The sequence below is a fragment of the Streptomyces antibioticus genome (assembly GCF_002019855.1).
Lineage (GTDB): Bacteria > Actinomycetota > Actinomycetes > Streptomycetales > Streptomycetaceae > Streptomyces > Streptomyces antibioticus_B.
Map to the genome: position 1 here is coordinate 3483517 of NZ_CM007717.1, position 24425 is coordinate 3507941.

General features: G+C 72.8%; 17 protein-coding genes and 1 other RNA gene. 3 read left to right on the plus strand and 15 right to left on the minus strand.

The annotated features are described in order from the left end of the window. Positions 1–283: 283 nt before the first annotated feature. The 11 genes from AFM16_RS15470 to ftsE all read right to left on the minus strand — a co-directional run bounded on the left by AFM16_RS15470 (position 284) and on the right by ftsE (position 13206). Entirely contained in the window at positions 284–904 is a 621-nt protein-coding gene (locus tag AFM16_RS15470; RefSeq protein ID WP_078633654.1) for a CGNR zinc finger domain-containing protein, read from the minus strand. A 104-nt stretch (positions 905–1008) separates the two neighbouring features. Further along, complete coding sequence (locus tag AFM16_RS15475; protein ID WP_030780391.1) at positions 1009–2184, minus strand: uroporphyrinogen-III synthase; 1176 nt, start codon at positions 2182–2184, stop codon at positions 1009–1011. Between the two features lie 106 nt (positions 2185–2290). Next, positions 2291–3685, minus strand: a complete 1395-nt coding sequence (locus AFM16_RS15480; protein ID WP_030780394.1) for a nitrate/nitrite transporter — start codon at positions 3683–3685, stop codon at positions 2291–2293. A 217-nt stretch (positions 3686–3902) separates the two neighbouring features. Continuing rightward, entirely contained in the window at positions 3903–5129 is a 1227-nt protein-coding gene (locus AFM16_RS15485) for an acyltransferase family protein (RefSeq protein WP_037874467.1), read from the minus strand. Continuing rightward, positions 5126–7447, minus strand: a complete 2322-nt coding sequence (locus tag AFM16_RS15490; protein WP_370628036.1) for a bifunctional polysaccharide deacetylase/glycosyltransferase family 2 protein — start codon at positions 7445–7447, stop codon at positions 5126–5128. Before AFM16_RS15490 ends, AFM16_RS15485 begins: the two co-directional genes overlap by 4 nt. 337 nt (positions 7448–7784) lie before the next feature. Then, positions 7785–8603 carry a hypothetical protein gene (locus tag AFM16_RS40475; RefSeq protein WP_078633655.1) on the minus strand — a complete coding sequence of 273 codons (819 nt, stop codon included), beginning with the start codon at positions 8601–8603 and terminating at the stop codon, positions 7785–7787. A gap of 588 nt (positions 8604–9191) precedes the next feature. After that, positions 9192–9581: a transfer-messenger RNA gene (gene ssrA, locus AFM16_RS15500) on the minus strand. Between the two features lie 107 nt (positions 9582–9688). Beyond that, on the minus strand, positions 9689–10237 hold the full coding sequence (gene smpB, locus AFM16_RS15505; RefSeq protein WP_030780414.1) for an SsrA-binding protein SmpB: 549 nt from the start codon (positions 10235–10237) through the stop codon (positions 9689–9691). A gap of 85 nt (positions 10238–10322) precedes the next feature. Beyond that, positions 10323–11495 carry a S41 family peptidase gene (locus tag AFM16_RS15510; protein ID WP_179123281.1) on the minus strand — a complete coding sequence of 391 codons (1173 nt, stop codon included), beginning with the start codon at positions 11493–11495 and terminating at the stop codon, positions 10323–10325. Positions 11496–11562: 67 nt separating this feature from the next. Then, complete coding sequence (gene ftsX, locus AFM16_RS15515; protein ID WP_030780420.1) at positions 11563–12480, minus strand: permease-like cell division protein FtsX; 918 nt, start codon at positions 12478–12480, stop codon at positions 11563–11565. Between the two features lie 36 nt (positions 12481–12516). After that, complete coding sequence (gene ftsE / locus AFM16_RS15520) at positions 12517–13206, minus strand: cell division ATP-binding protein FtsE (RefSeq protein ID WP_030780423.1); 690 nt, start codon at positions 13204–13206, stop codon at positions 12517–12519. A 238-nt stretch (positions 13207–13444) separates the two neighbouring features. Here ftsE and AFM16_RS15525 point away from each other — a divergent pair, with 238 nt between their 5' ends. Next, complete coding sequence (locus tag AFM16_RS15525) at positions 13445–13636, plus strand: hypothetical protein (RefSeq protein ID WP_030780425.1); 192 nt, start codon at positions 13445–13447, stop codon at positions 13634–13636. A 95-nt stretch (positions 13637–13731) separates the two neighbouring features. Here the strand turns inward: AFM16_RS15525 and AFM16_RS15530 are convergent, their stop codons facing one another. The 4 genes from AFM16_RS15530 to AFM16_RS15545 form a co-directional block, all read right to left on the minus strand. Next, positions 13732–14508 (minus strand): hypothetical protein, encoded by a 777-nt coding sequence (locus AFM16_RS15530; RefSeq protein WP_078633656.1) that lies wholly within the window; start codon positions 14506–14508, stop codon positions 13732–13734. Positions 14509–14780: 272 nt separating this feature from the next. After that, positions 14781–15887, minus strand: a complete 1107-nt coding sequence (gene prfB, locus AFM16_RS15535) for a peptide chain release factor 2 (protein ID WP_030780430.1) — start codon at positions 15885–15887, stop codon at positions 14781–14783. A 75-nt stretch (positions 15888–15962) separates the two neighbouring features. Beyond that, entirely contained in the window at positions 15963–17219 is a 1257-nt protein-coding gene (locus AFM16_RS15540; RefSeq protein ID WP_078633657.1) for a serine/threonine-protein kinase, read from the minus strand. Positions 17220–17346: 127 nt separating this feature from the next. Beyond that, the gene (locus tag AFM16_RS15545; protein WP_078633658.1) at positions 17347–19059 is read right to left on the minus strand and encodes a serine/threonine-protein kinase; all 1713 of its coding nucleotides are present in this window, start codon (positions 19057–19059) and stop codon (positions 17347–17349) included. 438 nt (positions 19060–19497) lie between these two features. Here AFM16_RS15545 and AFM16_RS15550 point away from each other — a divergent pair, with 438 nt between their 5' ends. Further along, the gene (locus tag AFM16_RS15550) at positions 19498–22872 is read left to right on the plus strand and encodes an FHA domain-containing protein (protein ID WP_078633659.1); all 3375 of its coding nucleotides are present in this window, start codon (positions 19498–19500) and stop codon (positions 22870–22872) included. Between the two features lie 137 nt (positions 22873–23009). Beyond that, positions 23010–24389, plus strand: coding sequence for an ABC transporter substrate-binding protein (locus AFM16_RS15555; RefSeq protein WP_078633660.1), 1380 nt, complete (start codon positions 23010–23012; stop codon positions 24387–24389). Positions 24390–24425: the final 36 nt, after the last annotated feature.

A 24425-nucleotide genomic window follows, 5' to 3' on the forward strand; every position in this document is an offset into this window, starting at 1 on the left:
CCACGGCCGCATCCTTGCGCACGCCCACCTCCGGTGTCCGGGGGTTCCCCCAGTCAGTCGCTCGCTGACGGGTACGCACGCGGTGTGGAGAGCGTTCAAACCGAGCAGACAGTTTTCTTGGGGGTGTCATGACGAGGGGGACATGGCGGCACATTCCCACCGTCTTTCCTTTACATTTCCGCCACATGAGCGCGGCGGCGCTCACTGCCCGGGCGATGAGGCGAACAAACAGAATGTTGCCGAAATCACTTCACCCGTTGTCGACGACACTTCTGGCGTCTCGTCAGAGAAGACGCATTCCGGGCAGTTGAGCCCGCTCCCGCGCGACGCGCCGGCGGTGCCGGGCGACCCGCTCCCGGTTCCCGCAGACCTCGCTGGAGCACCAGCGCCGGCGCCGCCCCCGGGAGGTGTCGACGTACACGATCGGGCAGTTGTCGCCCGCGCACTCCCGCAGCCCCGCGCGGGCGGCGGGATCGGTGAGGAGTTCGACGGCGTCCCTGGCGACCGCGGCGAGCAGCGCGGCGCACTGCGGCGGACCGTCCAACTCGCGTACGAGGGTGCCGTCCTCGTCGCGTACGGCGCGCGGGACGGGCGGGGCCGGGCGGGCCGCCGCGTTGACCCGGGCGAGGGCGGCGTCGTACGGGCCGGGGTCGGTGCGGGCCAGCCAGTCGCGCACCAACCGGTCGATGTCGCCCCGCAGTTCACGGAAGGCCGCCGTCCAGCCGGGGTCGGCGTGGGTCAGCGGGGTGCCCGGCGGCACCAGTCCGGCGCCGGTGATCCAGGCACGCAACGGGGCGATCCCGTCGAGGTGTTCGTAGGGATGGCGGGTCGCGAGGAGGTCGAGACAACTGCGCCCGGAGTCGAACCGCAGCTCGTAGGGGACCGTGACCGTGCCCAGTGCCATGCGCCACCGCCTAGGGGAACTCTTCCTCAGCGTGCCCGGGGGAACCGTTCCTCTCACAGTGCCAGCGCGGGCCCGCCGCAGCCAGGGGGCCTGGGGAACACACCTCAGGCGTCGGCGTACTTGGCGTCGATCGCCGGGTCCAGCGCCAGCCGGTAGCCGCGCTTGACCACCGTCTGGATCAGCTTCGGCGCCCCCAGCGCCGTCCGCAGCCGGGCCATCGCGGTCTCCACCGCGTGCTCGTCGCGCCCCGCCCCCGGCAGCGCCCGCAGCAGTTCGGCCCGCGGCACCACCCAGCCGGGCCGCCGGGACAGCGCCCGCAGCAGCGACATCCCGGCCGGCGGCACCGGTTTGAGACAGCCGTCCACCAGCACCGCGTGCCCCCTGATCTCCACCCGGTGCCCCGCGACCGGCAACGCCCGTGCCCGGGACGGCAGTTCCTGGCACAGGAGCTGAACCAGCGGTCCCAGCCGGAAGCGTTCCGGCTGGACGGTGTCCAGACCGTGCGCCTGGAGCGGCAGCGCGGTGACCGGTCCGACGCAGGCGGGCACCACGTCGTGGTGGAGCGCGGTGAGCAGTTCGGGCAGCAGCCCGCGGTGCTCCGCCCGGGAGAGCAGCGACACGGCGGCGGGCGCGCTGGTGAAGGTGATCGCGTCCAGACCGCGCGAGACGGCCGCGTCGATCAGCCGGTCCAGCGGCGTGACGTCCTCCGGCGGCATCCACCGGTACACCGGGACGCCCACCACCTCCGCGCCGCCGGCCCGCAGCGACTCCACGAACCCGGGCAGCGGCTCCCCGTGGAGCTGCACGGCGATCCGGCGCCCGTCCACGCCCTCCTCCAGGAGGCGGTCGAGGACCTCGGCCATCGACTCGGACGACGGCGACCAGTCCTCGGTCAGCCCCGCGGCCCGGATCGCGCCCTTCACCTTGGGCCCGCGGGCCAGCAGTTCGATCGCGCCGAGCCGGGCGAGCAGATCCTCGCCGAGACCCCAGCCGTCGGCGGCCTCGATCCAGCCCCGGAAGCCGATCGCGGTCGTGGCCACGACGACGTCCGGCGCCTGGTCGATGAGGTTCTTGGTCGCGGCGAGCAGCTCGCCGTCGTCGGCCAGCGGCACGATCCGCAGGGCGGGCGCGTGCAGCACCGCCGCCCCGCGCCGCTGGAGCAGCGCCCCCAGTTCCTCGGCGCGGCGCGCGGCGGTCACGCCCACGGTGAACCCGGCCAGGGGCCCGTGGTCGACGGCGGCCCGCGGCCCGGCGTCCGTTCGCTGCTGTTCGTCGTACATAACTCTCGTCTCGCACTCGAGTCGTGTTGCATAGCACCTACATGCCGAGCGAGCCTGTCAACGGCTCGTGACAGGCTCGGTTCGGCTTGATGTCGCCGGTGTTACGTCACACCTCGGCGTAGCTGAGCTGCGGCTTCGTCTCGGAGGCCGAGCCGGTGGCGGTGACCCGCCCGGCCGGGCGGCGAAGGTATACGGCCCAGGTGACCGCGAAGCACAGCCCGTAGAAGGCGAGGAAGGCGACGAACGCGCCCGTCCCGGAGCCGTAGGAGAGGAAGGACTGACGGAACGCCAGGTTGATGCCGACGCCGCCGAGCGCGCCGACCGCGCCGATCAGTCCCATGGAGGCACCGGAGAGCCGGCGACCGTAGGCGGCCGCCTCCTCGCCGCGCAGCCCCCGGGCGAGGGCCTTCGCCTGGAAGATGCCCGGAATCATCTTGTACGTCGAGCCGTTGCCGAGGCCGCTGAGCACGAACAGCACGACGAAGACGGCGACGAACAGGCCCAGCGACTTCTGCATGCTGGCGAAGACCAGCACACCGGTGGCGGCGGCCATGCCGACGTAGTTGTAGAGGGTGATGCGGGCGCCGCCGTACTTGTCGGCGAGCCAGCCGCCCACCGGGCGGATCAGGGAGCCGAGCAGCGGGCCGATGAAGGTGAGGTACGCGGCCTGGAGGGGCGTCCGGCCGAACTGGACCTGGAGCACCTGCCCGAAGGCGAAGGCGTAGCCGATGAACGAGCCGAACGTCCCGATGTAGAGGAAGGACATGATCCAGGTGTGGGCGTCCCGCGCGGCGTCCTTGGCGGCCCCGGTGTCGTTCTTCACCGAGGCGAGGTTGTCCATGTAGAGCGCGGCGAGGACCGCGGCCAGCACGATCAGCGGGATGTAGATCCCGAGCAGCACGCGCGGACCGCCGCTGGCGCCGATGACGGCGAGCGCGATGAGCTGGATGACCGGTACGCCGATGTTGCCGCCGCCCGCGTTGAGCCCGAGCGCCCAGCCTTTCCTGCGCAGCGGGAAGAACGCGTTGATGTTGGTCATGGAGGAGGCGAAGTTGCCGCCGCCGATCCCCGCGATCAGGCCGACCAGCAGGAAGGTCTCGAAGGAGGTCCCCGGCTTCATCACCGCGAACGCGGCGACGGTGGGGACGAGCAGCAGACCGGCGGAGACGATCGTCCAGTTCCGGCCGCCGAAGACCGCGACGGCGAAGGTGTACGGCACCCGCACGACCGCGCCGACCAGCGTCACCATCGACGTCAGCAGGAACTTGTCGGCCGGGGTCAGGCCGTACTCCGGGCCCATGAAGAGCACCAGCACGGACCACATGGTCCAGATCGAGAAGCCGATGTGCTCGGAGAGGACGGAGAAGAGGAGGTTGCGGCGGGCGACCTTCTCCCCCGTGGCGTTCCAGAACGCCTCGTCCTCGGGGTCCCACTCCTCGATCCAGCGGCCCGCCCGGTTCTTCGCGGGCGGGGGTGCGGGGGCTGTACCAGGGGCTGTCATGACGCCTCCACGTGCTCCGGGGCTCGGTCGTTCGCGGGGATGAGCGGTGATGAGTCCCGAAGGTAGGGAGAGCGCGTTTCCGTGCTGTGGCTGTGGGTGACCGCGAGGGAACGTTGCTCTCACCTCGGACGAAGGCGGAGTGAGAGGTGCCGGGCGGGGGCGCGGGCGGGAGCGGTCCCGCCCGGCCCCCTTCCCGGCCCCCGCCCGGCGGCGCGGGTCAGGCGCGGTGGGTCGCCGTCGTCTGCGTCGGGCGGCCGTCGGGCCACAGGCGGGGGCGGCGCCGGGCCGCCAGGTCCTCCACCCAGCCGAAGGCGACCACGCACAGCGCGGTGAGGAACCAGACGAACGGCAGTTGGGGCCAGGGGCTCGCCAGCAGCCCGGGGGCGCTCTCCGCCAGCACGTCGATGCCCCACAGCCGGTCCCAGAGGGCCTCGGTCACGCTGATGCAGACGTTGTGCCAGAGATAGATCGTCACCGCCCGGGAGTTGAGCAGGGTGATCAGCCGGTCCCAGCGGCGCAGCCGGGGCGGCCACTGCGACCAGGACGGGCTGATGTGCAGCAGGAAGAGCACCACCGCGAACGACCACAGGGACTGGGCGAACGGCATGTCGTCGAGGTCGTGGCCCTCGTGGAGATCGTGCGTGAGGGCCCACCAGAGGCCGATCCCGGCCACCACGGGCGCCATCGACGGCACCACGTACCGGGGCAGCCGGCGCAGCACACCCTGCTGATGGGCCATGCCCAGCAGCCAGCACGCGCCGAACGCGCCGAGGTCGCTCAGACCGGCCTCCACCCGCCAGCCCGGCAGGTCGAGCACGCCGGACTCCAGCGCGGCGGACAGCGCGATCGGCGCGAGCACGGTCGGCCAGGGCGCGGCCCGCAGGGCGCGCAGCAGCAGCGGCGAGAGCAGGACGAACCACAGATAGGCGCGCAGGTACCACAGGGGTACGCCCATGGCGGCGGCCCAGTCGGAGGTGATCAGCCCGTGCACCCCGGGCAGTCCCTCGCCGTACGGCGGGTCGCTGACCGGCAGGATCCAGAAGGTGAGGTGGATCCACCACCAGCCGGGCTCGCCGTCGTCGCCGGGGCCCCAGCCGCCCAGCAGCATGCCGCTCACCCCGACCGCGCCGAGCAGCCACAGCGGGGGCAGCAGCCGGCGCAGCCGGCCCCGCACGACCTCCACGGCGCGGCGCCGGTCGAGGGAGCGGGCCATGAGGTTGCCGGCCAGGGCGAACATCACGCCCATGGAGGGGAAGACGATGGGCAGCCAGGCCCAGCCCATCAGGTGGTAGAGGACGACCCGGAAGAGGGCGAGGGCCCGCAGCAGGTCGAAGTAGCGGTCCCGGCCGCCCTTGCGGGCCGGCGGAGCCGGGACGGCGTCCGGTGACTCGACACCGTCCGGTGCCCCGGCCTTCGGGAGGGACCGCGTCTCGCTGTCCGTCACGGCGCACCCCCGTCCACACCGGCCGTCGCGCGGCCCGGCTCGGCCGGCGCGGACTCGCCGGGCGGCGCCGCCACCTGGCCCATCCGGCGCAGCTTCTGCCAGCGCAGCCGGCCGCCGGTGAGCGCGGTGATCCAGGACTGGAGCAGCACGATGTACATCAACTGCCGGTAGAGGAGCTGCTGGAGCGGCAGGGAGATGAGCGGGGTGAGGCGTTCGCGGTCCAGGACGAAGGCGTACGCCGCGCAGCCCGCCTGCACCGCGAGGACACCGAACCAGGCGGCGATGGTCTTGCCCGTGGGCCCGAACAGCAGCCCGTAGACGAGGAACAGGTCGATGAGGGGGGCGAGCAGCGGGGCGACGACCATGAACAGGGAGACCAGCGGCAGGCCGACCCGGCCGAAGCGGCCCGACGGGCCCCGCTCGACCAGGGCCCGGCGGTGCTTCCAGATCGCCTGCATGGTGCCGTAGCACCAGCGGTAGCGCTGGGACCAGAGCTGCTGCACCGACTCCGGCGCCTCGGTCCAGGCGCGGGCCTTCTCCGCGTAGACGACCTTCCAGCCGTCGCGGTGGATGGCCATGGTGATGTCGGTGTCCTCGGCGAGCGTGTCGTCGCTCATGCCGCCGACCCGGTTCAGTGCGGTGCGCCGGAAGGCTCCGACGGCGCCGGGGATGGTCGGCATGCAGCGCAGCACGTCGTACATCCGGCGGTCGAGGTTGAAGCCCATCACGTACTCGATGTGCTGCCAGGCGCCGATGAGGGTGTTCTTGTTGCCGACCTTGGCGTTGCCGGCGACCGCGCCGACCTGCGGATCGGCGAAGGGCTGGACGAGTTCGCCGACGGTGGACGGCTCGAACACGGTGTCGCCGTCCATCATCACGATGATGTCGTGACGGGCGTTGGCGATACCGCGGTTGAGGGCGGCCGGTTTGCCCGCGTTGAGCTGGCGGACGACCCGTACGCCGGGCAGGGCGAGGTCCTCGACGATCCGGGCGGTGCCGTCGCTGGAGCCGTCGTCGATCACGAGGATCTCGATCGGATGCTCGCTGCCCATCAGCGAACGCACCGTGTTCTCGATGCACTTGGCCTCGTTGTAGGCGGGCACCAGCACCGACACCGGTTCGGTGACGGGCGCGTCGGGTCCCCAGACGAAGCCGCGCTTTCGGGTGCGGCGGGTGTGCATCGCGGACAGCAACAGCATCAGCCCGAAGCGGGCGAAGACGAGGAAGCCGATGACGGCGAGCCCGACGACGAGGACGGCGGTGATGTCGTCCGACGCGGCGACCAGGAACACCCATGCCTTGCCCTTCCACAGCTCGACACCGGTGACCTCGGTGTGCGCGCTCGGGGCCTTCAGGGCGCCGGTGAGGTTGTCGAACCGGTAGCCCTGCTCCTTGAGCCGGGGCAGATAGGTGTCGAGGGCCTCGACGGTCTGGCTGCGGTCGCCGCCGGAGTCGTGCATGAGGACGATCGCGCCCTTGCCCTTCTCCGGGGTGGCGTTGCGGATGATCTGCGCGGCGCCCGGCCGGCGCCAGTCCTCACTGTCGGCGGTGGTGAAGACGGTGAGGTAGCCACGGGTGCCGACGTACTGCGTGACCGGCCAGGACGCGTTGTCGAGGGCGTCGGCGCTGGAGGAGTACGGCGGGCGGAACAGGGACGTCCGGATGCCGGCGGCGCCGGCCAGGGCGAGCTGGTTCTGGGTCAGCTCCCAGTCGATGCGCTTCTTCGACTGGAGGGAGAGATCGGGGTGGTTGAAGGTGTGCAGCCCGATCTCGTGGCCCTCGTCGACCATGCGCCGGACCAGGTCCGGGTAGCGGGAGGCCATGGTGCCGGTGATGAAGAAGACGGCGTGCGCGCGGTGCTTCTTCAGCACGTCGAGGACCTCGGGGGTCCACTTGGGGTCGGGGCCGTCGTCGAAGGTGAGCACGATCCGGTGGTCCGGAACGTCGAGGCTGGTGGGCGTGGCGCCCCGGGTGTCGACGACCGGGCCGCCGTCGAGGATCTTCTGCGGCACGGTGTCGGCGGCGGCCTCGGAGCGGATGCGGTAGTCGGCGAGGATCTCGCTGTGCACATAGCCGCGCAGCATCAGCATCGCCATCATCGCGGCCAGGACGACCAGCGGCAGCAGATGCCGCAGCCGCAGCGGGATCAGCCGCCGGCCCCGGGCCTGCCGGGACGCGGACCGCCGCCCGGAACGCCGCCGCCGGCTCCCGCCCGGCTCACCCCCCTGCGAGGAGGAACGGGGCGGCGACGAGGACGCGTGCGCGGGTTGCCCGACGGCGGCCCGTCGGGCCGAGCGTCGACTGGAACGAGGTGCCATCGGTGGACGTACTCCGGGGACGAGGATCAGGCGCCGGACAACCGGCACGAGAACCGGACGGTGAGAAACCCGGACGACGAGACCGGTCGGGACCGGCCACGAGGACGGGCGGCGCGGACAGGGGACGAACCCCCTGCCACGCGAGCGGCGGGCGCCGGGTGGGTACCGGGTGCCGGATGGTTTCGGGGCCCGGGTGGGTATCGGAGCCCGGGTGGGTGCCGGGGGCCGCGTGCGGCCGGCCCGCGGTGCGGTGGACCGCCGGATGCGGCAGGTCGGCAGGCCGCCCGTCCGCCGGCCCGAGGTGGGCCGGGCGGCTGCGGGCGGGCGGGGCATCGCGTCAGGTCGCCGGCTCGGACGTTCCCGCGCTCCCGGCCCCGGATCCCGTGTCGGCCGATGCGACCGGGACCGGGGACGCCGGGCCCGCGGCCACCGTGTCACCGGCGCCTCCGGCCGGGGACGGTGAGGAGTCGGAGGGCGGGTCGTCGGGCGGCGGTGTGGTCACCGGCGGCGGGGTCGGGTCGCCGCCGCCGACCGGGTTGCTCGGCCCGCCGGTGTCGACCGAGGGCGAACCGCCGCCGGGCGCCGCGCTGGGCCGGGTCGTGCCGCTGGAGCTGGGCCGTACGGCCGCCGCTCCCGAGGGCGCCGCGCTTCCGGTCGCGGCGCCGGTCCCCGAGGTGGCCCCGGGCCGGGCCGACGCGGTGCCGGAGGCGGCGGGGGTGACCCCCGGGGTGCCGGCAGCCGTACCGCCGGGCTGTCCGGCCGCCGGGGTCGCGGCGGCGCTGGGCCCCCGGGTGGGGTCGACCTCGCTGGCCGGCTTCTCGTCGCCGCCCGCTCCCGGCACGGGCACCGGCAGCCAGGGCACGGCGGCGCTGCCCGAGAGCAGGGTGACGACGATGACGACGGCGTACGCGGCGCAGGCGATGCCCACGGAGATGCCGATACGGCGGAAGGTCCGGCTGCGACGGCCGGACTCGTCGACGAAGACGGGAACGTCGGAGGCGTCCTGCCCGGCGGCCGCCGGACTCAGGGCGTCGATCTGGATCGTCACCTCGTCCGGGTCGTGGTCGCGGGTGACGGCGCCACCGCCGGCCGGCTCCCCCCAGGGATCGGCCAGCCCCGCGGACAGGGACCCATTCGAACGTTCGTTTCCAGACACTCTGTTCGAGGCGAAACTCGTCCCGGTATCCACCGGGACATCACCCGGCCGACCGGTTCCACCCGTCGCACCGACGACCGGCACGTCCCGGGTCGAAGGAGCCGGCTCCGGCCACTCCGGTTGGGCGTCTTCCCGCCATTTCTCCACGTGCGCACTTCCCCCCAAGGAACTGTTCCGGGTGCGCGTACGACCATGAGCGCACGTCGACGGAACCGGGCCCCCACCCAGTTCTCGCGCCCCATTTACCCCACTGCGCTCAGGCCGACGAATCTAGCGCAGGCATGGGCCCTGTGTTCGCGATGCGTGATTTGTTCGCCCACGTCATGTTCATGCCTATGGCTGAAAATCGACCCTCTCTGGTTCCCGAACGTCACCCTCCCGAACCGTCGAAGCGCATCGAGTCACGGAGGGACCAGCCTCTTTCATCGCGGCGCGGACACCGGGGGCGCGGGGACCGGAACGACGGGCGGCCGTATTACCCCTCCAGGCATGGCCGGAAACATCACCGCCGCGAAGCGCCGTCGCGGCACGGAAAACGCAGCAACCCCCGCCGCTCGGAAGCGACGGGGGTTGCTGTTCACATGGGATGAGTGGAGATGGCGGGAATCGAACCCGCGTCCAACGGTGCAGAATCAGGGCTTCTCCGTGTGCAGTTCGCTGCGATTTTCTCGGCCCCGGTGATCACGCGAACAAGTCGCCGACGGGCCCAGTCACTGTTTGATTTCCCATCGAACCCCGTGACCGGGCTCGATGGTTTAGTCCCCTAGATTATGCCAGGATCCGGGCCGGGAACACTCCCGGGCTGACACCCAATAAGGGTCCTACACTCACTACCTAATTAGGCAGCGAGGGCGTAGGACTGGGAATCGCTCTTGGTGTTGGCGATTATTTTTTGCGACATATGGTTTACGAGATCATTGCCGCTTCCTCGACACGCTTCCCCTGCTTCGACAGCCGCTGTCGAAACCGATCATCCCCATGTTGATTTTTCAATGCGCCCACCGGTCGCCCGGTGTTGTGGCCATCGTACGTGACCAACGCACCCACGTGCCAGCGTATTCCCGGCGGTCCGGCCCCAGGGGGGCCTAGGCGTGCCGCTGGCGCCGCTTGGCCGCCGCGATCGCCCGGTCCGTCTCCCGGCGGTCCTGCTTCTCCCGCAGGGTCTGCCGCTTGTCGTACTCCTTCTTGCCGCGCGCGAGCGCGATCTCGGCCTTGGCCCGGCCGTCCTTGAAGTACAGGGCGAGGGGCACGATCGTGTGACCGGTCTCCTCGGACTTCACGGACAGCTTGTCGATCTCCTCGCGGTGCAGCAGCAGCTTGCGCTTGCGGCGCGCGGAGTGGTTGGTCCAGCTTCCCTGGCTGTACTCCGGGATGTGGGCGTTGTAGAGCCACGCCTCGCCCCCGTCGATCTGGACGAACCCGTCGGCCAGCGAGGTCCGGCCCTGCCGCAGCGACTTCACCTCGGTGCCGGTGAGCACCAGGCCGGCCTCGTAGGTGTCGATGATCGCGTAGTCGTGCCGGGCCTTCTTGTTCTGGGCGACGATCTTGCGCTTGCCGCCCTTTTCGCCGTCCTTGGACGCGGACTTGGCGCCGCCCCCGCCCTGCTTGGGCTGGGACTCCTTCGGTACGTACATTCCCTTGCTCATAGTGCGGCCATTTTCGCACCCGGAGGGGGCCTGGGGGAAAGCCGATTACGAGGGTTTCCGTCCGCCCGGTGTCTCAGGACGCGTCGCCGAGGCCGCCGAGCACGGTCTCGGCCCGCTCCAGCACCCCGTCGGAGACCTCCAGGTCCGGGGTGATGCCCCGGCCGTCGACGGTCCGGCCCAGCGGGGTGCGGTAGTGGCCGACGGTCAGCTCGGCGACGGAGCCGTCGGGCAGCCGGCTCGGCATCTGCACCGAGCCCTTGCCGAAGGTGCGGGCGCCCACGACGACGGCGCGGCCGCGGTCCTGGAGGGCGCCGGTGAGCAGTTCGGCCGCGCTCATGGTGCCGCCGTCGACGAGGGCGACCAGGGGCCGGGTGGTGTCGCCGCCGGACTCGGCGTGCAGGGCGCGCTGGGCGCCGTCGACGTCGTAGGTGGCGACGAGTCCGCCGTCGAGGAAGGCGGAGGCGGTGGCGGTGGCCTCGGTGACCAGACCGCCGGAGTTGCCGCGCAGGTCCAGGACGATCCCGGTGTCGGCGGGGGTCTCGCGGACGGCGCTGCGGACGGTGGCGCCGACGCCCTTGGTGAACGCGGCGATCTTGATGACGGTCGCGCGGCCGTCGAGCCGCCGGACGGTGACGGAGTCCGTGGAGAGCCTCGCCCGGCGCAGGGTCTGGCTCCACGCGCGGGTGCCGCGCTCCAGGCCGAGGGTGACGGTCGTACCGGCGGGCTTGTCGGTGGCGTCACCGCGCAGTAAGGAGACGACCTCGGTGACCGGGGTGCCGTCCACCCGGTGGCCGTCGACGCTGCGCAGCCGGTCGCCGGCGCGGATCCCTGCGGCGGCCGCGGGCGATCCGGAGCGCACCCCGGTGATCTCGATCAGGCCGCCCGCCTCGCGCCCGGCCACCAGGCCGACGCCGGTGTAGCGGCCGTCCAGGGACGCCTCGAACTCCTCGTACTCGCCCTCGGAGTAGACGGCCGCCCAGCGGTCCCCGCTGCGGCTGACGGCGCGTTCGGCGGCCTCCAGGGGCGACTTGCCGTCGGCGGCGGCCTCCGCCGCGGCCCGGGTGACGGCCTCGGCGTGTCCGGCGGGGGCGGCCGCCCCCGACCGCTCGGCGGAGTCGGCCTGCCGCAGACCGCAGGGCAGCGAGCCGGTGGCGGCACCGGCGGCCAGCACGCTCGCGAACACCAAGGTCAGGGCGGCCCCGCGGCCGAGACGGCGGGGCTGACAGAACGGTTCACGGCCTGACATGGCGGTGAGTCTAGGCGAACACCAAGAGCCGTACGGTCGCTTGACCGTACGACTCTCGGGGCATGCGTCACACCTTCAGGTACTTGCGCAGCGCGAAGAACGCCGCAAGCGCGGGCATCAGCAGACTGGTCGCGAGGATCAGCGGAAGCTTCGTCAGAACGGCGTCCCAGCCGATGAAGTTGATCAGATTCAGCTTCTCGGACAGAGCCAGACCGTGGTCGATGATGAAGTACCGGGCGATCACCAGGAATCCGCAGGCGACCGTGCCCCCGATGAGACCGGCGACGGCGGCCTCCGCGATGAACGGCGCCTGGATGTAGAAGCCGGAGGCGCCGACCAGCCGCATGATGCCGGTCTCACGCCGCCGGCTGAACGCCGAGACGCGCACGGTGTTGACGATCAGCATCAGCGCGACCACGAGCATCAGCGCCATCACCGCCCGCGCGGCCCAGTTCATGCCGTTGAGCAGTCCGAAGAGGTTGTCGAGGATGCCCTTCTGGTCCTGCACCGACTGCACGCCGTCCCGGCCGTCGAAGGCGGTCGCGATGACCTGGTACTTCTCCGGGTCCTTCAGCTTGATCCGGTACGACTCCTGCATCTGGTCCGGCGTGAGGGAGGCGGCCAGCGGGGAGTCGCCGAACTGCTCCTTGTAGTGCTTGTACGCCTGGTCCTGCGACTCGTACGTCACCGAGTCGACCACCGACATCTTGCCGAGGTCGGACTTGATCTGCTTCTTCTGGTCCTCGGTGACCGCGCCCTTGGCGCAGTTGGGGTCCGACTCGGCGTCGCTCTTGTTGCAGAGGAACACCGAGACGTTGACCTTGTCGTACCAGTAGCCCTTCATGGTGTTCACCTGGTCGCTCATCAGCAGCGAGCCGCCGAAGAGCGCCAGGGACAGGGCGACGGAGACGATGACGGCGAAGGTCATCGTCAGGTTGCGACGGAGACCGACACCGATCTCGGAGAGTACGAACTGGGCACGCATGGCGTGTTCTTGATGCCTTTCCGGGGACGGTCGCGGTCAGTGCTGGTAGCCGTAGACGCCGCGTGCCTGGTCGCGGACGAGACGGCCCTGCTCCAGCTCGATGACGCGCTTGCGCATCTGGTCCACGATGTTCTGGTCGTGCGTGGCCATCAGGACGGTGGTGCCCGTCCGGTTGATCCGGTCGAGCAGCTTCATGATGCCGACCGAGGTCTGCGGGTCGAGGTTGCCGGTGGGCTCGTCCGCGATCAGCAGCTTGGGCCGGTTCACGAAGGCGCGCGCGATGGCCACGCGCTGCTGCTCACCACCGGACAGCTCGCCGGGCATCCGGTCCTCCTTGCCGCCGAGCCCGACGAGGTCGAGCACCTGCGGCACGGACTTGCGGATCTCGCCGCGCGACTTGCCGATGACCTCCTGCGCGAAGGCGACGTTCTCCGCCACCGTCTTGTTCGGCAGGAGCCGGAAGTCCTGGAACACCGTCCCGAGCTGGCGGCGCATCTGCGGCACCTTCCAGTTGGACAGGCGCGCGAGATCCTTGCCCAGGACGTGCACCTGGCCGTGGCTGGTCCGCTCCTCGCGGAGCACCAGCCGCAGGAAGGTGGACTTTCCGGAACCGGAGGATCCCACGAGGAACACGAACTCGCCCTTCTCCACTTCCAGGGAGACATCCCTGAGTGCGGGGCGGGTCTGCTTGGGGTAGACCTTGGAGACGTTGTCGAATCGGATCACGGGTGCACCACGGGTCGCCGGGGGTAGATGAGCGTGACCATACGCGAACCGGGTCTCCCGGCGCAGTCGCCGGGAGAGGTTGCGGGAGGGTTGTGCGTTTTTGTACGGGACTTTGTCCGTCCCGCACTCTCCGGACGGGCCGCGCGCCCTCCGCGGGAACCTGGCACAGTGGGAGGGGAACGTTCGCGTTCCCGCAGGCGTTGTGTCGTTGTGGAACCGGTGCAAGGAGGGCGAGCGCATGACGTACGACCGGCTGGTGTGCGCTAACTGCGCGGCGCCCGTGAACGAGGGGCGGTGCCCCGTGTGCCGCGCCAACCGCCAGCGGCTCCAGCAGGAGCACTTCCTGGCGGGCATGAACCCCATGGCGCTGATCGCGCTGCTGGCCGTCCTGGTGGCCGCGCTGGCCCTGCTGGCCCACCAGACCGTGTAGCACGCCCCGCCCTGGGGCCTGTGACGCCGAAGGGGCCCGGAGCTTCACAGCTCCGGGCCCCTTCGTGTGCACACGGCGTGTGCGCGCGGCTACCGTCAGGCGGCCGACGCGCCGCGGCCCTCGGCGAGACGCGGCAGGACGCGGAAGGCGACACCGCCCGCGATCATCGTGGCGGCGCCGATGATCAGGAAGGTGGTCTGGCCGGCACCGGTCTCGGCCAGCTCGCCGCCGCCCTGGGCGGTGGTGTTCGAGGAGTCCGAGGTGTCGGTGAGGGCGGAGGTGCCCTCCTCCTGGGTGGAGGTGCCATCGGTGTCGGGACCGCCACCACCGGTGACGGAACCGCCGGTGGAGGAGGAGCCGCCGGTGACGGAGCCGCCGCCGTTGGTGGAACCGCCGTTGGTGGAGGAGCCGCCGTTGCTGCCCGAACCGCCGTTGCTGCCGGAGCCGCCGTTGTCACCGGAGCCGCCGTTGTTGCCGGAGCCGCCGTTGTTGCCGGAGCCGCCCGTGGTGGGCGAACCGCCGGTGGTCGGGTCGGTGGGCGTGCCGCCCGTGGTCGGGTCGGTCGGAGTGCCACCCGTGGTGGGGTCGGTGGGCGTACCGCCGGTGGTCGGGTCGGTCGGCGTACCGCCCGTCGTGGGGTCGGTTGGCGTACCGCCCGTGGTCGGGTCGTCACAGTCCGGCGTTGCGACGATGTCGCAGGGGTCCGGGTCGCCGTCCAGCGGGCCGATCTCGACTTCTTCGGTCGAGACCAGGTTGCTGTCGCCATCGGCGGGGTCGGCCGAGGCCACGCCCGCCACCGTCAGCGAGGCGCCCGCGGCGATGATCGCGCCCGCGGCGATGCGCGCGACCCGGACGCGCGTCTTCTTGGTCATATGTCTGCTACCCCCAGTAGCTGATCCGTCGATGCGGCAGCGCGTCGGGGTGGTGATCGACGGGGCGACCGAACTTCCTTCTGGATCCCCCCGGTTCACATGCGCCCCGAAAATGCGCACGCCTTACCGCACCCTCCCGATTTTCCAGGGGCACGTCAAGCTCGTTGCGTACGCAATGTCCAAGTCAGGGGACTTTGCCCGCCGTTGAAGACGTGAATGTTACGCAAAAGGCAACCGCCCCTGCTCCAGGGGCGGTTGCCTTGTCGACAAACCTACTTCTCCTGCTGCTTGCGCCAGCGAATCCCGGCCTCCAGGAAGCCGTCCAGCTCGCCGTTGAACACGGCCTCGGGGTTGCCGACCTCGAACTCGGTGCGCAGGTCCTTGACCATCTGGTACGGGTGCAGGACGTACGAACGCATCTGGTTGCCCCAGGAGTTGCCGCCGTCGCCCTTGAGGGCGTCCATCTTGGCCTGCTCCTCCTGGCGGCGGCGCTCGAGCAGCTTGGCCTGGAGGACGTTCATCGCGGTGGCCTTGTTCTGGATCTGCGACCGCTCGTTCTGGCAGGAGACGACGATGCCGGTGGGCAGGTGGGTCAGGCGCACCGCGGAGTCCGTGGTGTTCACGCCCTGGCCGCCGGGACCGGACGAGCGGTACACGTCCACCCGCAGCTCGGACTCGTCGATCTCGATGTGGTCGGTCTGCTCGACCACGGGGAGGATCTCGACGCCCGCGAAGGACGTCTGGCGGCGCCCCTGGTTGTCGAAGGGCGAGATGCGCACCAGTCGGTGCGTGCCCTGCTCGACCGAGAGCGTGCCGTAGGCGTAGGGCACCTGGACGGCGAAGGTGGTCGACTTGATGCCGGCCTCCTCGGCGTACGACGTCTCGTAGACCTCGGTCTTGTAGCCGTGCTGCTCGGCCCAGCGCAGGTACATCCGCTGGAGCTTCTCGGCGAAGTCGGCGGCGTCGACGCCACCGGCCTCGGCGCGGATGTTGACCAGCGCCTCCCGGGAGTCGTACTCCCCGCTGAGCAGGGTGCGGACCTCCATCTCGTCCAGCGCCTTCTTGACGGCCGCCAGCTCGGACTCGGCCTCGGCACGGGTGTCCGGGTCGTCCTCCTCCTCGGCCATCTCGAACAGCACGGCGAGATCGTCGATCCGGCCGCGCAGCGCCTCCGCCTTCCTGACCTCCGCCTGGAGGTGGGAGAGCTTGCTGGTGATCTTCTGCGCCTCGTCCGGGTTGTCCCAGAGGGACGGCGCGGCCGCCTGCTCCTCGAGCACGGCGATGTCTGCCCTCAGCTTGTCGAGGTCCAGAACGGCCTCGATCGACTCCATGGTCGAGGAGAGGGACTTGAGCTCTTCGGATACATCGACGACTGCCACACCACCAGCGTAACGGCTCCGTCCGCCGACCAGCGCCGACGGTGGAAGGTCCCGCCCGGCCCCCTGCTCAGGGCGTCAGGGGGCCGCCGGTGCCGAGTTCCCGGTGCCGTCGGTGTCCTTGGCCCCCGCGTCGTCCCCGGAGGTCGCGGCCCAGGCCCCGATGCCGACCGCGGCGGCCAGGGCCACCGCGGCCGCGCCGAGGGTGACGCGCCGGCGCCGGGTGGCCGTGCGGTTGCGGGCGGAGCCGGGGCGGGGCGCCCCCGCGGCCCGGGGGACGCGTGCGGTGCCGTGCGCGCCGCCGGCCAGCTCGTCGGCCGCCGGGACCCTCATCGAGGTGTGCGTGTCGCGGTTGGAGTCGGGCCGGGCGCCGGGGACCAGGGGCACGGACCCGCGGCGCTCGCGTCCGCCGCCGGAGACGGGTGCCGTGCGGTCCGCTCCCGGCTCGCCGCCGCCGTCGGCCTCGGACTCCGCCTCGGTGTCCGGCTCGTCCACGTCCAGCGGAGGCATGCCGGCCAGCGACGGCAACTGCTCGCGCAGCCGGGACGCCAGTTCGGAGGCGCGCAGCCGGGACGCGGGGCCCTTGGCCAGGCACTGCACGATGAGCTGCCACAGCTCGTCGGGGATGCCGGGCAGCGGGGCGACCGACTCCGTGACGTGCCGGCGCAGCACCGCGCCCGGGTGCCCGCCGCCGAAGGGCGTGAAGCCGGCCAGCAGCTCGTACAGGACGGTCGCCAGCGCGTAGATGTCCACCGAGGCGCGCGGCGGGAGGCCCTCCACGATCTCGGGGGCCAGATAGTCCGGCGTGCCGATGATCTTCGTGGCGCGGGTGCGCTTGGGGGTGTCGATGAGCTTCGCGACCCCGAAGTCCGTCAGCAGGGCCCGGTGCGAGCCGCCGGGGCCCAGCGGGCCCTGCATGTCCAGCAGGACGTTCTCCGGTTTGACGTCCCGGTGGACGACACCGGCCGCGTGCGCGGCGGCCAGGCCCTCCGCGACGTCCGCGACGATCGCCACCGCGGCCTCCGGCGCGAGCCGCCGGTCACGGTCCAGCCGGGTGCGCAGGTCGGTGCCCCGGACGAGGTCCATGACCAGCGCCAGGTCGTTGCCGTCGACGACGAGGTCCCGTACGGAGACCACGTTGGGATGCTCCAGGCCGAGGAGGGCGGTGCGCTCCTGCACGAAGCGGCCCACCAGCTCCTCGTCGGAGGCGAGGTCCTCGCGCAGCAGCTTGACGGCGACGGGTCCGTCCGGCCCCTCGCCGAGCCACACCGTGCCGGCGCTGCCCCGGCCCAGGATCTGGTGGGCGGTGTACCGGCTGCCGATCTTCCGTGCCAAGGCTGCTCCTACCGACGCGTGTTGCCGACAAAAGTACGCGTCCGGTGAGGCGACCTTCACCACGGGGACGGAAATCACCCGTCGGATGTCGACAAGTGCACAAACTCGCGGCCGGCTCCGGCCCGGCTCAGTTCCCGGTGCCGGTGCCCGCCCCGTCCGTGGCCTGGCCGAGGTCGCCGATCCAGTCGCCGGCCTGCTTGAACCAGTGCCCGAGCTGGTCCCACCAGCCGCGGCCGGTGCCGATCCAGCCCTGGAGCGGGCTGAACTCCCAGATCATCCAGCCCGCGACGAACAGGATGACGATCGTGAAGAGGCAGCCCTTCAGGCAGCCGAGCCCGGGGATCTTCATCGGGTTGGCACTGCGCTGCCTCGGCTCGCGCGGCTGGCGCGGCTCCGGGGCGGGCCGCTGCTGCGGCTGGCGGCGCGGCTGCTGCTGGGGCGGCGGCGCCTGCTGCGGCTGGGGCGTGGCGTACCGGCCCTGCTGTCCGTAGCCCTGCGGGGGCTGCGGGGCGTACCCCTGCTGGGGCTGCTGCTGCGGGTAGCCGTAGCCCTGCTGCGGCCGGGGCTGCGGGCGCTGCGGCGGCTGCTGCGGCCGGGCGACCTGCCGCTGGGGGCGGCGGCGCAGCGGGTCCTCGCCGGGGTCGAGGTACTGCTGGACCTGTGTCTGCTCGTTGCGGTCGCGGGCGGCCCTGAGCTGGGTCTGCCAGGGGTGCGGCTGCTCGGGCGGGGTGCCGCCCTGCTGTCCCGGCTGGTGCGGCGGCACCGGCGGGAGGACGGCGGTGGCGTCGGCGGCGCCCGCCGGGGCCCCGGTGTGGGGCAGGACGGCGGTGGGGTCGGCGGCGCCGGCCGGTCCGCCGGTGTGCGGCAGGACGCTGGTCGCGGCGTTGGGGTCGTAGGAGCCCGCGGGGGCGCCCGGCACCGGCGCGGGGGCCGGGTCGGGGGCGAGCAGATGGGCCACGCCGTCGGCGGCGGCGATCTGCGTGGAGTTCGCGTGCACGCCGATGCCCTCGGCGACGACCCGCAGGGCGCGCCCGAGGTTCTGGGCGCTGGGCCGTTCGTCGGGGTTCTTGCGCAGGCAGCGCTCGATGACCGTCCACAGCGGGTCGGGGACGGTGGAGGGGCGGCGCGGTTCGGCGCTGAGGTGCTGGTGCAGCACTTCGAGGGCGGAGCCTCCGCCGAACGGGGGACGTCCGGTGACCAGCTCGTACAGCATGATGCCGGCGCCGTAGACGTCGACGGCGGAGGTCTGCGGGCGGCCCTCGGCGGACTCCGGGGCGACGTACGCGGGCGTGCCGACGAACTCGCTGGTGCGGGTGAGGCCCGGGGAGTCGGCCAGCCGGGCGATGCCGAAGTCGGTGAGCATCGGGTGCATCTGCCCGCCGTTCTGCATCAGCAGGACGTTGGCCGGCTTGAGGTCGCGGTGCACCACGCCGTCGGTGTGGCTGGCGGCGAGCGCGTCGGCGACCTGCGCGGTGAGCAGGGAGGCGGCGACGGGCGTCAGCGGGCCGTTCTCGCGCAGATAGCGGTGCAGGTCGGGGCCGTCGATGAGGTCCATGACCAGGGCCAGCAGATCGCCCTCGACGACCAGGTCGCGGACCCGGACGATGTTCGGGTGGGTCAGGCGCAGCAGCACCGAGCGCTCCCGCAGGAAGCGCATCACGATGTCGGGGTCGCTGGCCAGCTCCTCCTTGAGGACCTTGATGGCGACGGTCTCTCCGGGCTGGCCGGGCACGGCCGCCTCGGCGCCCGCGGTCTCGCGCTGGCGGGCTCGCCAGACGGTGCCCGTGGCGCCGCGTCCGAGCGGCTCCTCGAGCAGGTACTTGCTGCCGACTGGCCGCACGTCACGCGCTCCCTGCTGCTTGCTTGCCTCTGTGGTCCGATGTTCCGACCCACTGTAGTGCCGCGATACCCGTACCGGGCGGTCGTCTTCCTATGGTCCGACTATGGTCCGCGCGCGGGGCCGCCCGCCGCGACCCGGCCCGGTTCGGGCGCCTTCGGCCGTGTCCGGCCGTCTCCGGCCGTGTTCCGCCGTGTTCGCTGGAAAGACGCGCGGACCGGTCGCTCGGTTGCCGAATCCGGGCGTGACCGATCTCAACTGATCGCCGGCGATGCAATGGTCAGGCACTTTTGCGGGCAGAGCCGACCAATCAAGATCACTTGTCACCGGGTGGTGGGCGCGTTGTCGGTGACAGGTGCGAGGATGCCTGGAGTACTGGCCGATGTGCTCGTGTGGTGTGGGGGGAAGTCCGCGCCCGCGCAGAAGGGACCGCTGACGCCGATGCAGATCCGGCTGACCGTCACAGACCCGCAGGGCCCGCCCTTCGAGGCGCGCGGCCGTGCCGCGAGCTGCGACGTGCTGGTCACGGCCCCCGCCGGTACGGCCCTGGCCGCGGTGGCGCCCGCCCTGGCCGCGGCGGTCTCCGGGGAGGGCGCGGGCGGCGCGGCCGTCGCCCTGTACGCGGGCACCGAGCGGCTCGACGGAGCCCGCTGCACGCTCGGCGAACCCCCGCTGACCGACGGCGCGGTGCTGGCGCTCGGCGCCCCCGCCGACCCCGAACCGCATCCGGAGGTCGACGACGCCCCGGCCCGCCTCGACGTGGTCGCGGGTCCGGACGCGGGCGGGGTCCATCTGCTGCACGGCGGGCAGATCCGCGTCGGCCGCTCCGCCGACGCCGACGTCCCGCTGGACGACCCGGACGTCTCCCGGCTGCACTGCGCGGTGACGCTCGGACCCGACGGCCGGGTGACGGTCACCGACCTCGGCTCCACCAACGGCACCACCGTCGACGGCACCCCGGTCAAGGCCCGCCCGGTGCGGCTCGCGCCCGGCGCCCTGCTGCGGATCGGCGAGTCGGCCCTGCGGCTGGCCCCGCCCGGCGGCCCGGGGGCCCGCGTGGTGACGGCACCGGACGGCGAGGGACACGTGCGCGTGGCGCCCGGCGGGGGTCGCGCGGCGGAGGGGGCCACCGGGTCCGCCTCCACGGCTTCTACGGCTTCTACGGCGGTGTCCCGGCCGCGCGTGCCGAACTCCCGTTCCGGCGAGCCCGGCACCCCGACCGCACCCACCGGCCACAGCGACGGCGGGGTGAGCTGGAGCGGCGGCGGCACGGACCGGCATCTCGTCCCCGGCCAGGGCACCGCCCCGGACATCGAGAGCCGCACCGAGAGCCGGCACGACACCCACGCGGGCCGCGCCGACGCCTTCGGCCCGCCGTACGACGACGTCCGCGGCCCCCGGCCCGCCGTCTCCCCGTACGACGACGTGCCGCTGTACGACAACGCCGGGTACGACGACCCCGGGGACCCGGACGACCCCGGCTCCGGCCGCAAGGGCACGCCCCTGCGGGGCACCGACATACCGCCCGGTGTCCGCCGGCGCGGCGGGCTGTCCGCCTGGGCCCGGCGGCTGGCCGGCGGCCGCGGCGCCCCGGACCCGGCCGGTCACGGCCCCGCCGACGGGGAGGTGTCCGGCGCGGGCCCCGAGCCGACGGCCGCCCCCGCCCCGGCGCCCGAGACCTGGCCCGACCCGGCCGCCCTGCTGCTGACCGCGCTGGGTCCCGGCCCCCGGCTCTGGGAGCGCGGTCCCGGCCATCCCGAGGCGCTCACCGTGCGGCTCGGCACCGCGGACCGCACGGCACCCGGCGGCTCGGGCCTGCTGCCCGCCGTACCGGTGACGGCGGACCTGCGCGAGGCCGGGGCGCTGGGCCTGGCCGGACCGCGCCCGCGGCTGGCCGGGCTGGCCCGCGCGGTCGTGGCGCAGCTCGCCGCGCTGCACTCGCCGGACGCCCTGGAGATCGTCCTGATCAGCACGGACCGCGCGCGGTCCGAGGAGGAGCGGGCCGCCGAGTGGTCGTGGCTGGGCTGGCTGCCGCATCTGCGCCCGGGGCACGGCCAGGACTGCCGGCTGCTGCTCGCCTTCGACCGCGACCAGGCGGCCGCCCGCACCGACGAGCTGCTGCGCCGTCTGGAGGACCACCTCGCGGACACCGCGGCCGCCGTCCCGCCCTTCGCGACCGGCCCCGCGCCCGCCCGCCGGCCCTCCTGGGCCCTGTCCGAGGACCCGGACGGCTTCGCGGGGCCGTTCACCGTGCTCGTGGTGGACGGCGACCCGGGCGCCGCCGGTCTGCGGGACACCGTGACCCGGCTGGCCACGGCCGGTCCGCGCGCCGGGATCCATGTGCTGTGCCTGGCGGAGATCACCGCCGGTGCCCCGTCCGCCCCGGCGGCGCGGACCTACGAGGCGGCCTGTGCGGCGGCGCCCGTGTTCCGCGCGTGCGGCGCGGTCGCGCTGCTCGACGGCGACGTGGCCACCGCACTGCGGCTGCTGCGGATCGCGCCCGGCGGCGACGGACCGGCCGGACCGGTCGGCGAGGGCACCCTGGCCGCCGTGGACGCCGTCTCCCCCGCCTGGGCCGAGCGGTTCGCCCGCGCCCTCGCGCCGCTGCGCCCGGACGGCGGCGGTGGCGGCGGTGAGCGGCACACGCGTGTGTCCGCCCCGCTGCCCCCGTCGTCCCGGCTGCTCGACGAGCTGGGTCTGGCGCGGGCCACCCCGGCCTCCCTGATGGCCCGCTGGGCGGACGCGGCCGACGACACCGAGGCGCTCGGCGGACGGGCCTGGGCGGTGCTCGGCGCGGGGCCGCGCGGCCCGGTCGCGGTGGACCTCGCCGCCGAGGGCCCCCATCTGCTGGTCGAGGGCCCGCCCGGCAGCGGGCGCACCGAGCTGCTGCGGGCGGTCGTCGCCTCGCTGGCGGCCGCCGAGCGCCCCGACCGCCTCGGCATCGTGCTGATGGACGGCCGGGACACGGTCGGCCAGGGCACCGGCGGCGCCGGTGACGGCCTGCGGGTCTGTACCGACGTACCGCATGTGACGACGCATCTGACCGGGACCGATCCGGTGCGGATGCGGGAGTTCGCGCAGTCGCTGAGCGCGGAGCTGAAGCGGCGGGCCGAGCTGCTGGGCCGGTCCGACTTCACCGAGTGGCACACGCACCGCGCGGTGTCGGGCCGGATCGTGCCGCAGCGCGGCCCGCACGGACCGGCGCCCGGCGCGGGCGGTGCCGCCGACATAGAGGCGCCGCCCAGCTCCACGCTGCGGCTGCGGCCCGGCGCGGCGGCGCGTCAGCGGACCGAGCCGGCACCGCCGTTGCCCCGGCTCGTGGTGGTCGTGGACGACCTGGACGCGCTCGTGTCGCCGCCGCTGGGCTCGCCCGGCCGCCCGGCCGCGGGGTCCGTGACGCGCGCGCTGGAGGCGGTGGCCCGGGAGGGCGAGCGGCTCGGCGTGCACCTGGTGGCGGCGACCGGTCCCGGGGGCCGTACGGCCGAGTCCGAGGCGGTCCGCCGGGCCACCGTGCGGATCGCGCTGGAGGCGCCGGGGTCGGGCGCGGACGAACCGGCGCCGGGGCGCGGCCGGCTCAAGGGCGCCGACGGCCGGCTCACACCCTTCCAGGGCGGCCGGGTGACGGGCCGTATCCCGCGCACGGCGACGCTGCGGCCCACGGTGATCCCGCTGGAGTGGCGGCGGATGGGCGATCCGCCGACCCGCCGTCCGGTCCGGGAGCTGGGCAACGGCCCGACGGACCTGGCCCTGCTGGCGAGCGCGCTGGAGCGGGCCGCCCGCGAGGTCGCGGCGGCGGAAGTGCCGTCCCTGCTCTGACCTTCACGGAGTCACGACGCGGTCACGATCGCCCGGTTGACACCGTTCGCGCACTTGCCGACCCCGTGCGCCCGGCGTAGACCGGAGCGCACGGGACAGCGCTCGGACGTTCGACGAGGACGGAGAACGGGGCAGTGATGCGCAGGACGAGCAACGCGAACCGGACATCGAAGACCGTGAGGACGGCGGCCGTGCTACTCGCGGGAGCCCTCGCGCTCACCGCGTGCGGCGGCGACGGAGACGACGGCGGGAGCGGCGGCGGAGAGAGCACCGCACCGGGCGGGACGGGCGGCGAACTCACCCTCCCGCAACTGGACGGCACCACCCTGGAGGTGGCCGCCGTCTGGACGGGCCCGGAACAGGCCAACTTCAAGAAGGTGCTCGCGGAGTTCGAGAAACGCACCGGCGCGAAGATCACCTTCGTGCCCGCGCAGGACCCGATCATCAACTTCCTCGGCTCGAAGATCGCGGGCGGGGCGCCGCCGGACGTCGCGCTGCTCCCGCAGCCGGGCGCGATCAAGCAGGCCGTCGAGAAGAAGTGGGCCACCCCGCTGGGCGCCGAGGCCCTGAAGGAGGTCGGGAAGAACTACGCGCAGGGCTGGCAGGACATCGGCAAGGTCGACGGCGAGCAGTACGGCGTCTACTACAAGGCCGCCAACAAGTCCCTGATCTGGTACAACGCGCAGGTCTTCGAGAACGCGGGCGCGAGCGAACCGGCCACCTGGGACGAGCTGCTGACGACCGCCCGCACGGTCTACGACTCCGGCGTCACCCCGTTCTCGATCCCGGGCGCGGACGGCTGGCCGCTGACCGACTGGTTCGAGAACGTGTACCTCTCCCAGGCGGGCCCGGAGAAGTACGACCAGTTGGCCCGGCACGAGATCAAGTGGACCGATCCGTCGGTCGCCAAGGCCCTCACCACGCTCGCCGAGATCTGGGGCGAGAAGGACTATGTGGCGGGCGGCGCCGACGGCGCGCTCCAGACGGAGTTCCCCGACTCGGTCACCCAGACCTTCACCGGCGGCGACCAGCCCAAGGCCGCGATGGTCTACGAGGGCGACTTCGTGCAGGTCAACATCGGACAGACGGACGCGAAGATCGGCACGGACGCGAAGGTGTTCCCGTTCCCGAAGGTCGGCGACACCGCGCCCGTGGTGTCGGGCGGTGACGCGGCGGTGATCCTCAAGGACTCGGAGGGCGCGCAGGCGCTGGCGACCTTCCTGGCCTCGCCGGACGCGGCGGAGATCCAGGCGAAGCTGGGCGGCTATCTCTCGCCCAACAAGAACGTGGACCTCGCCGCCTATCCGAACGACGTGCAGCGCACGATCGCCAAGGCGCTGGTCGCGGCCGGTGACGACTTCCGCTTCGACATGTCCGACCAGGCTCCGCAGGCGTTCGGCGGCACCCCGGGCAAGGGCGAGTGGAAGGACCTCCAGGACTTCCTGAAGAACCCGTCGGACGTGGCCGGCATCCAGAAGAAGCTGGAGTCGGACGCGGCGGCGGCGTACGGGAACTGATCCCGCGATGGCGTCGGGCCCGGGGGCCGCGAAGGC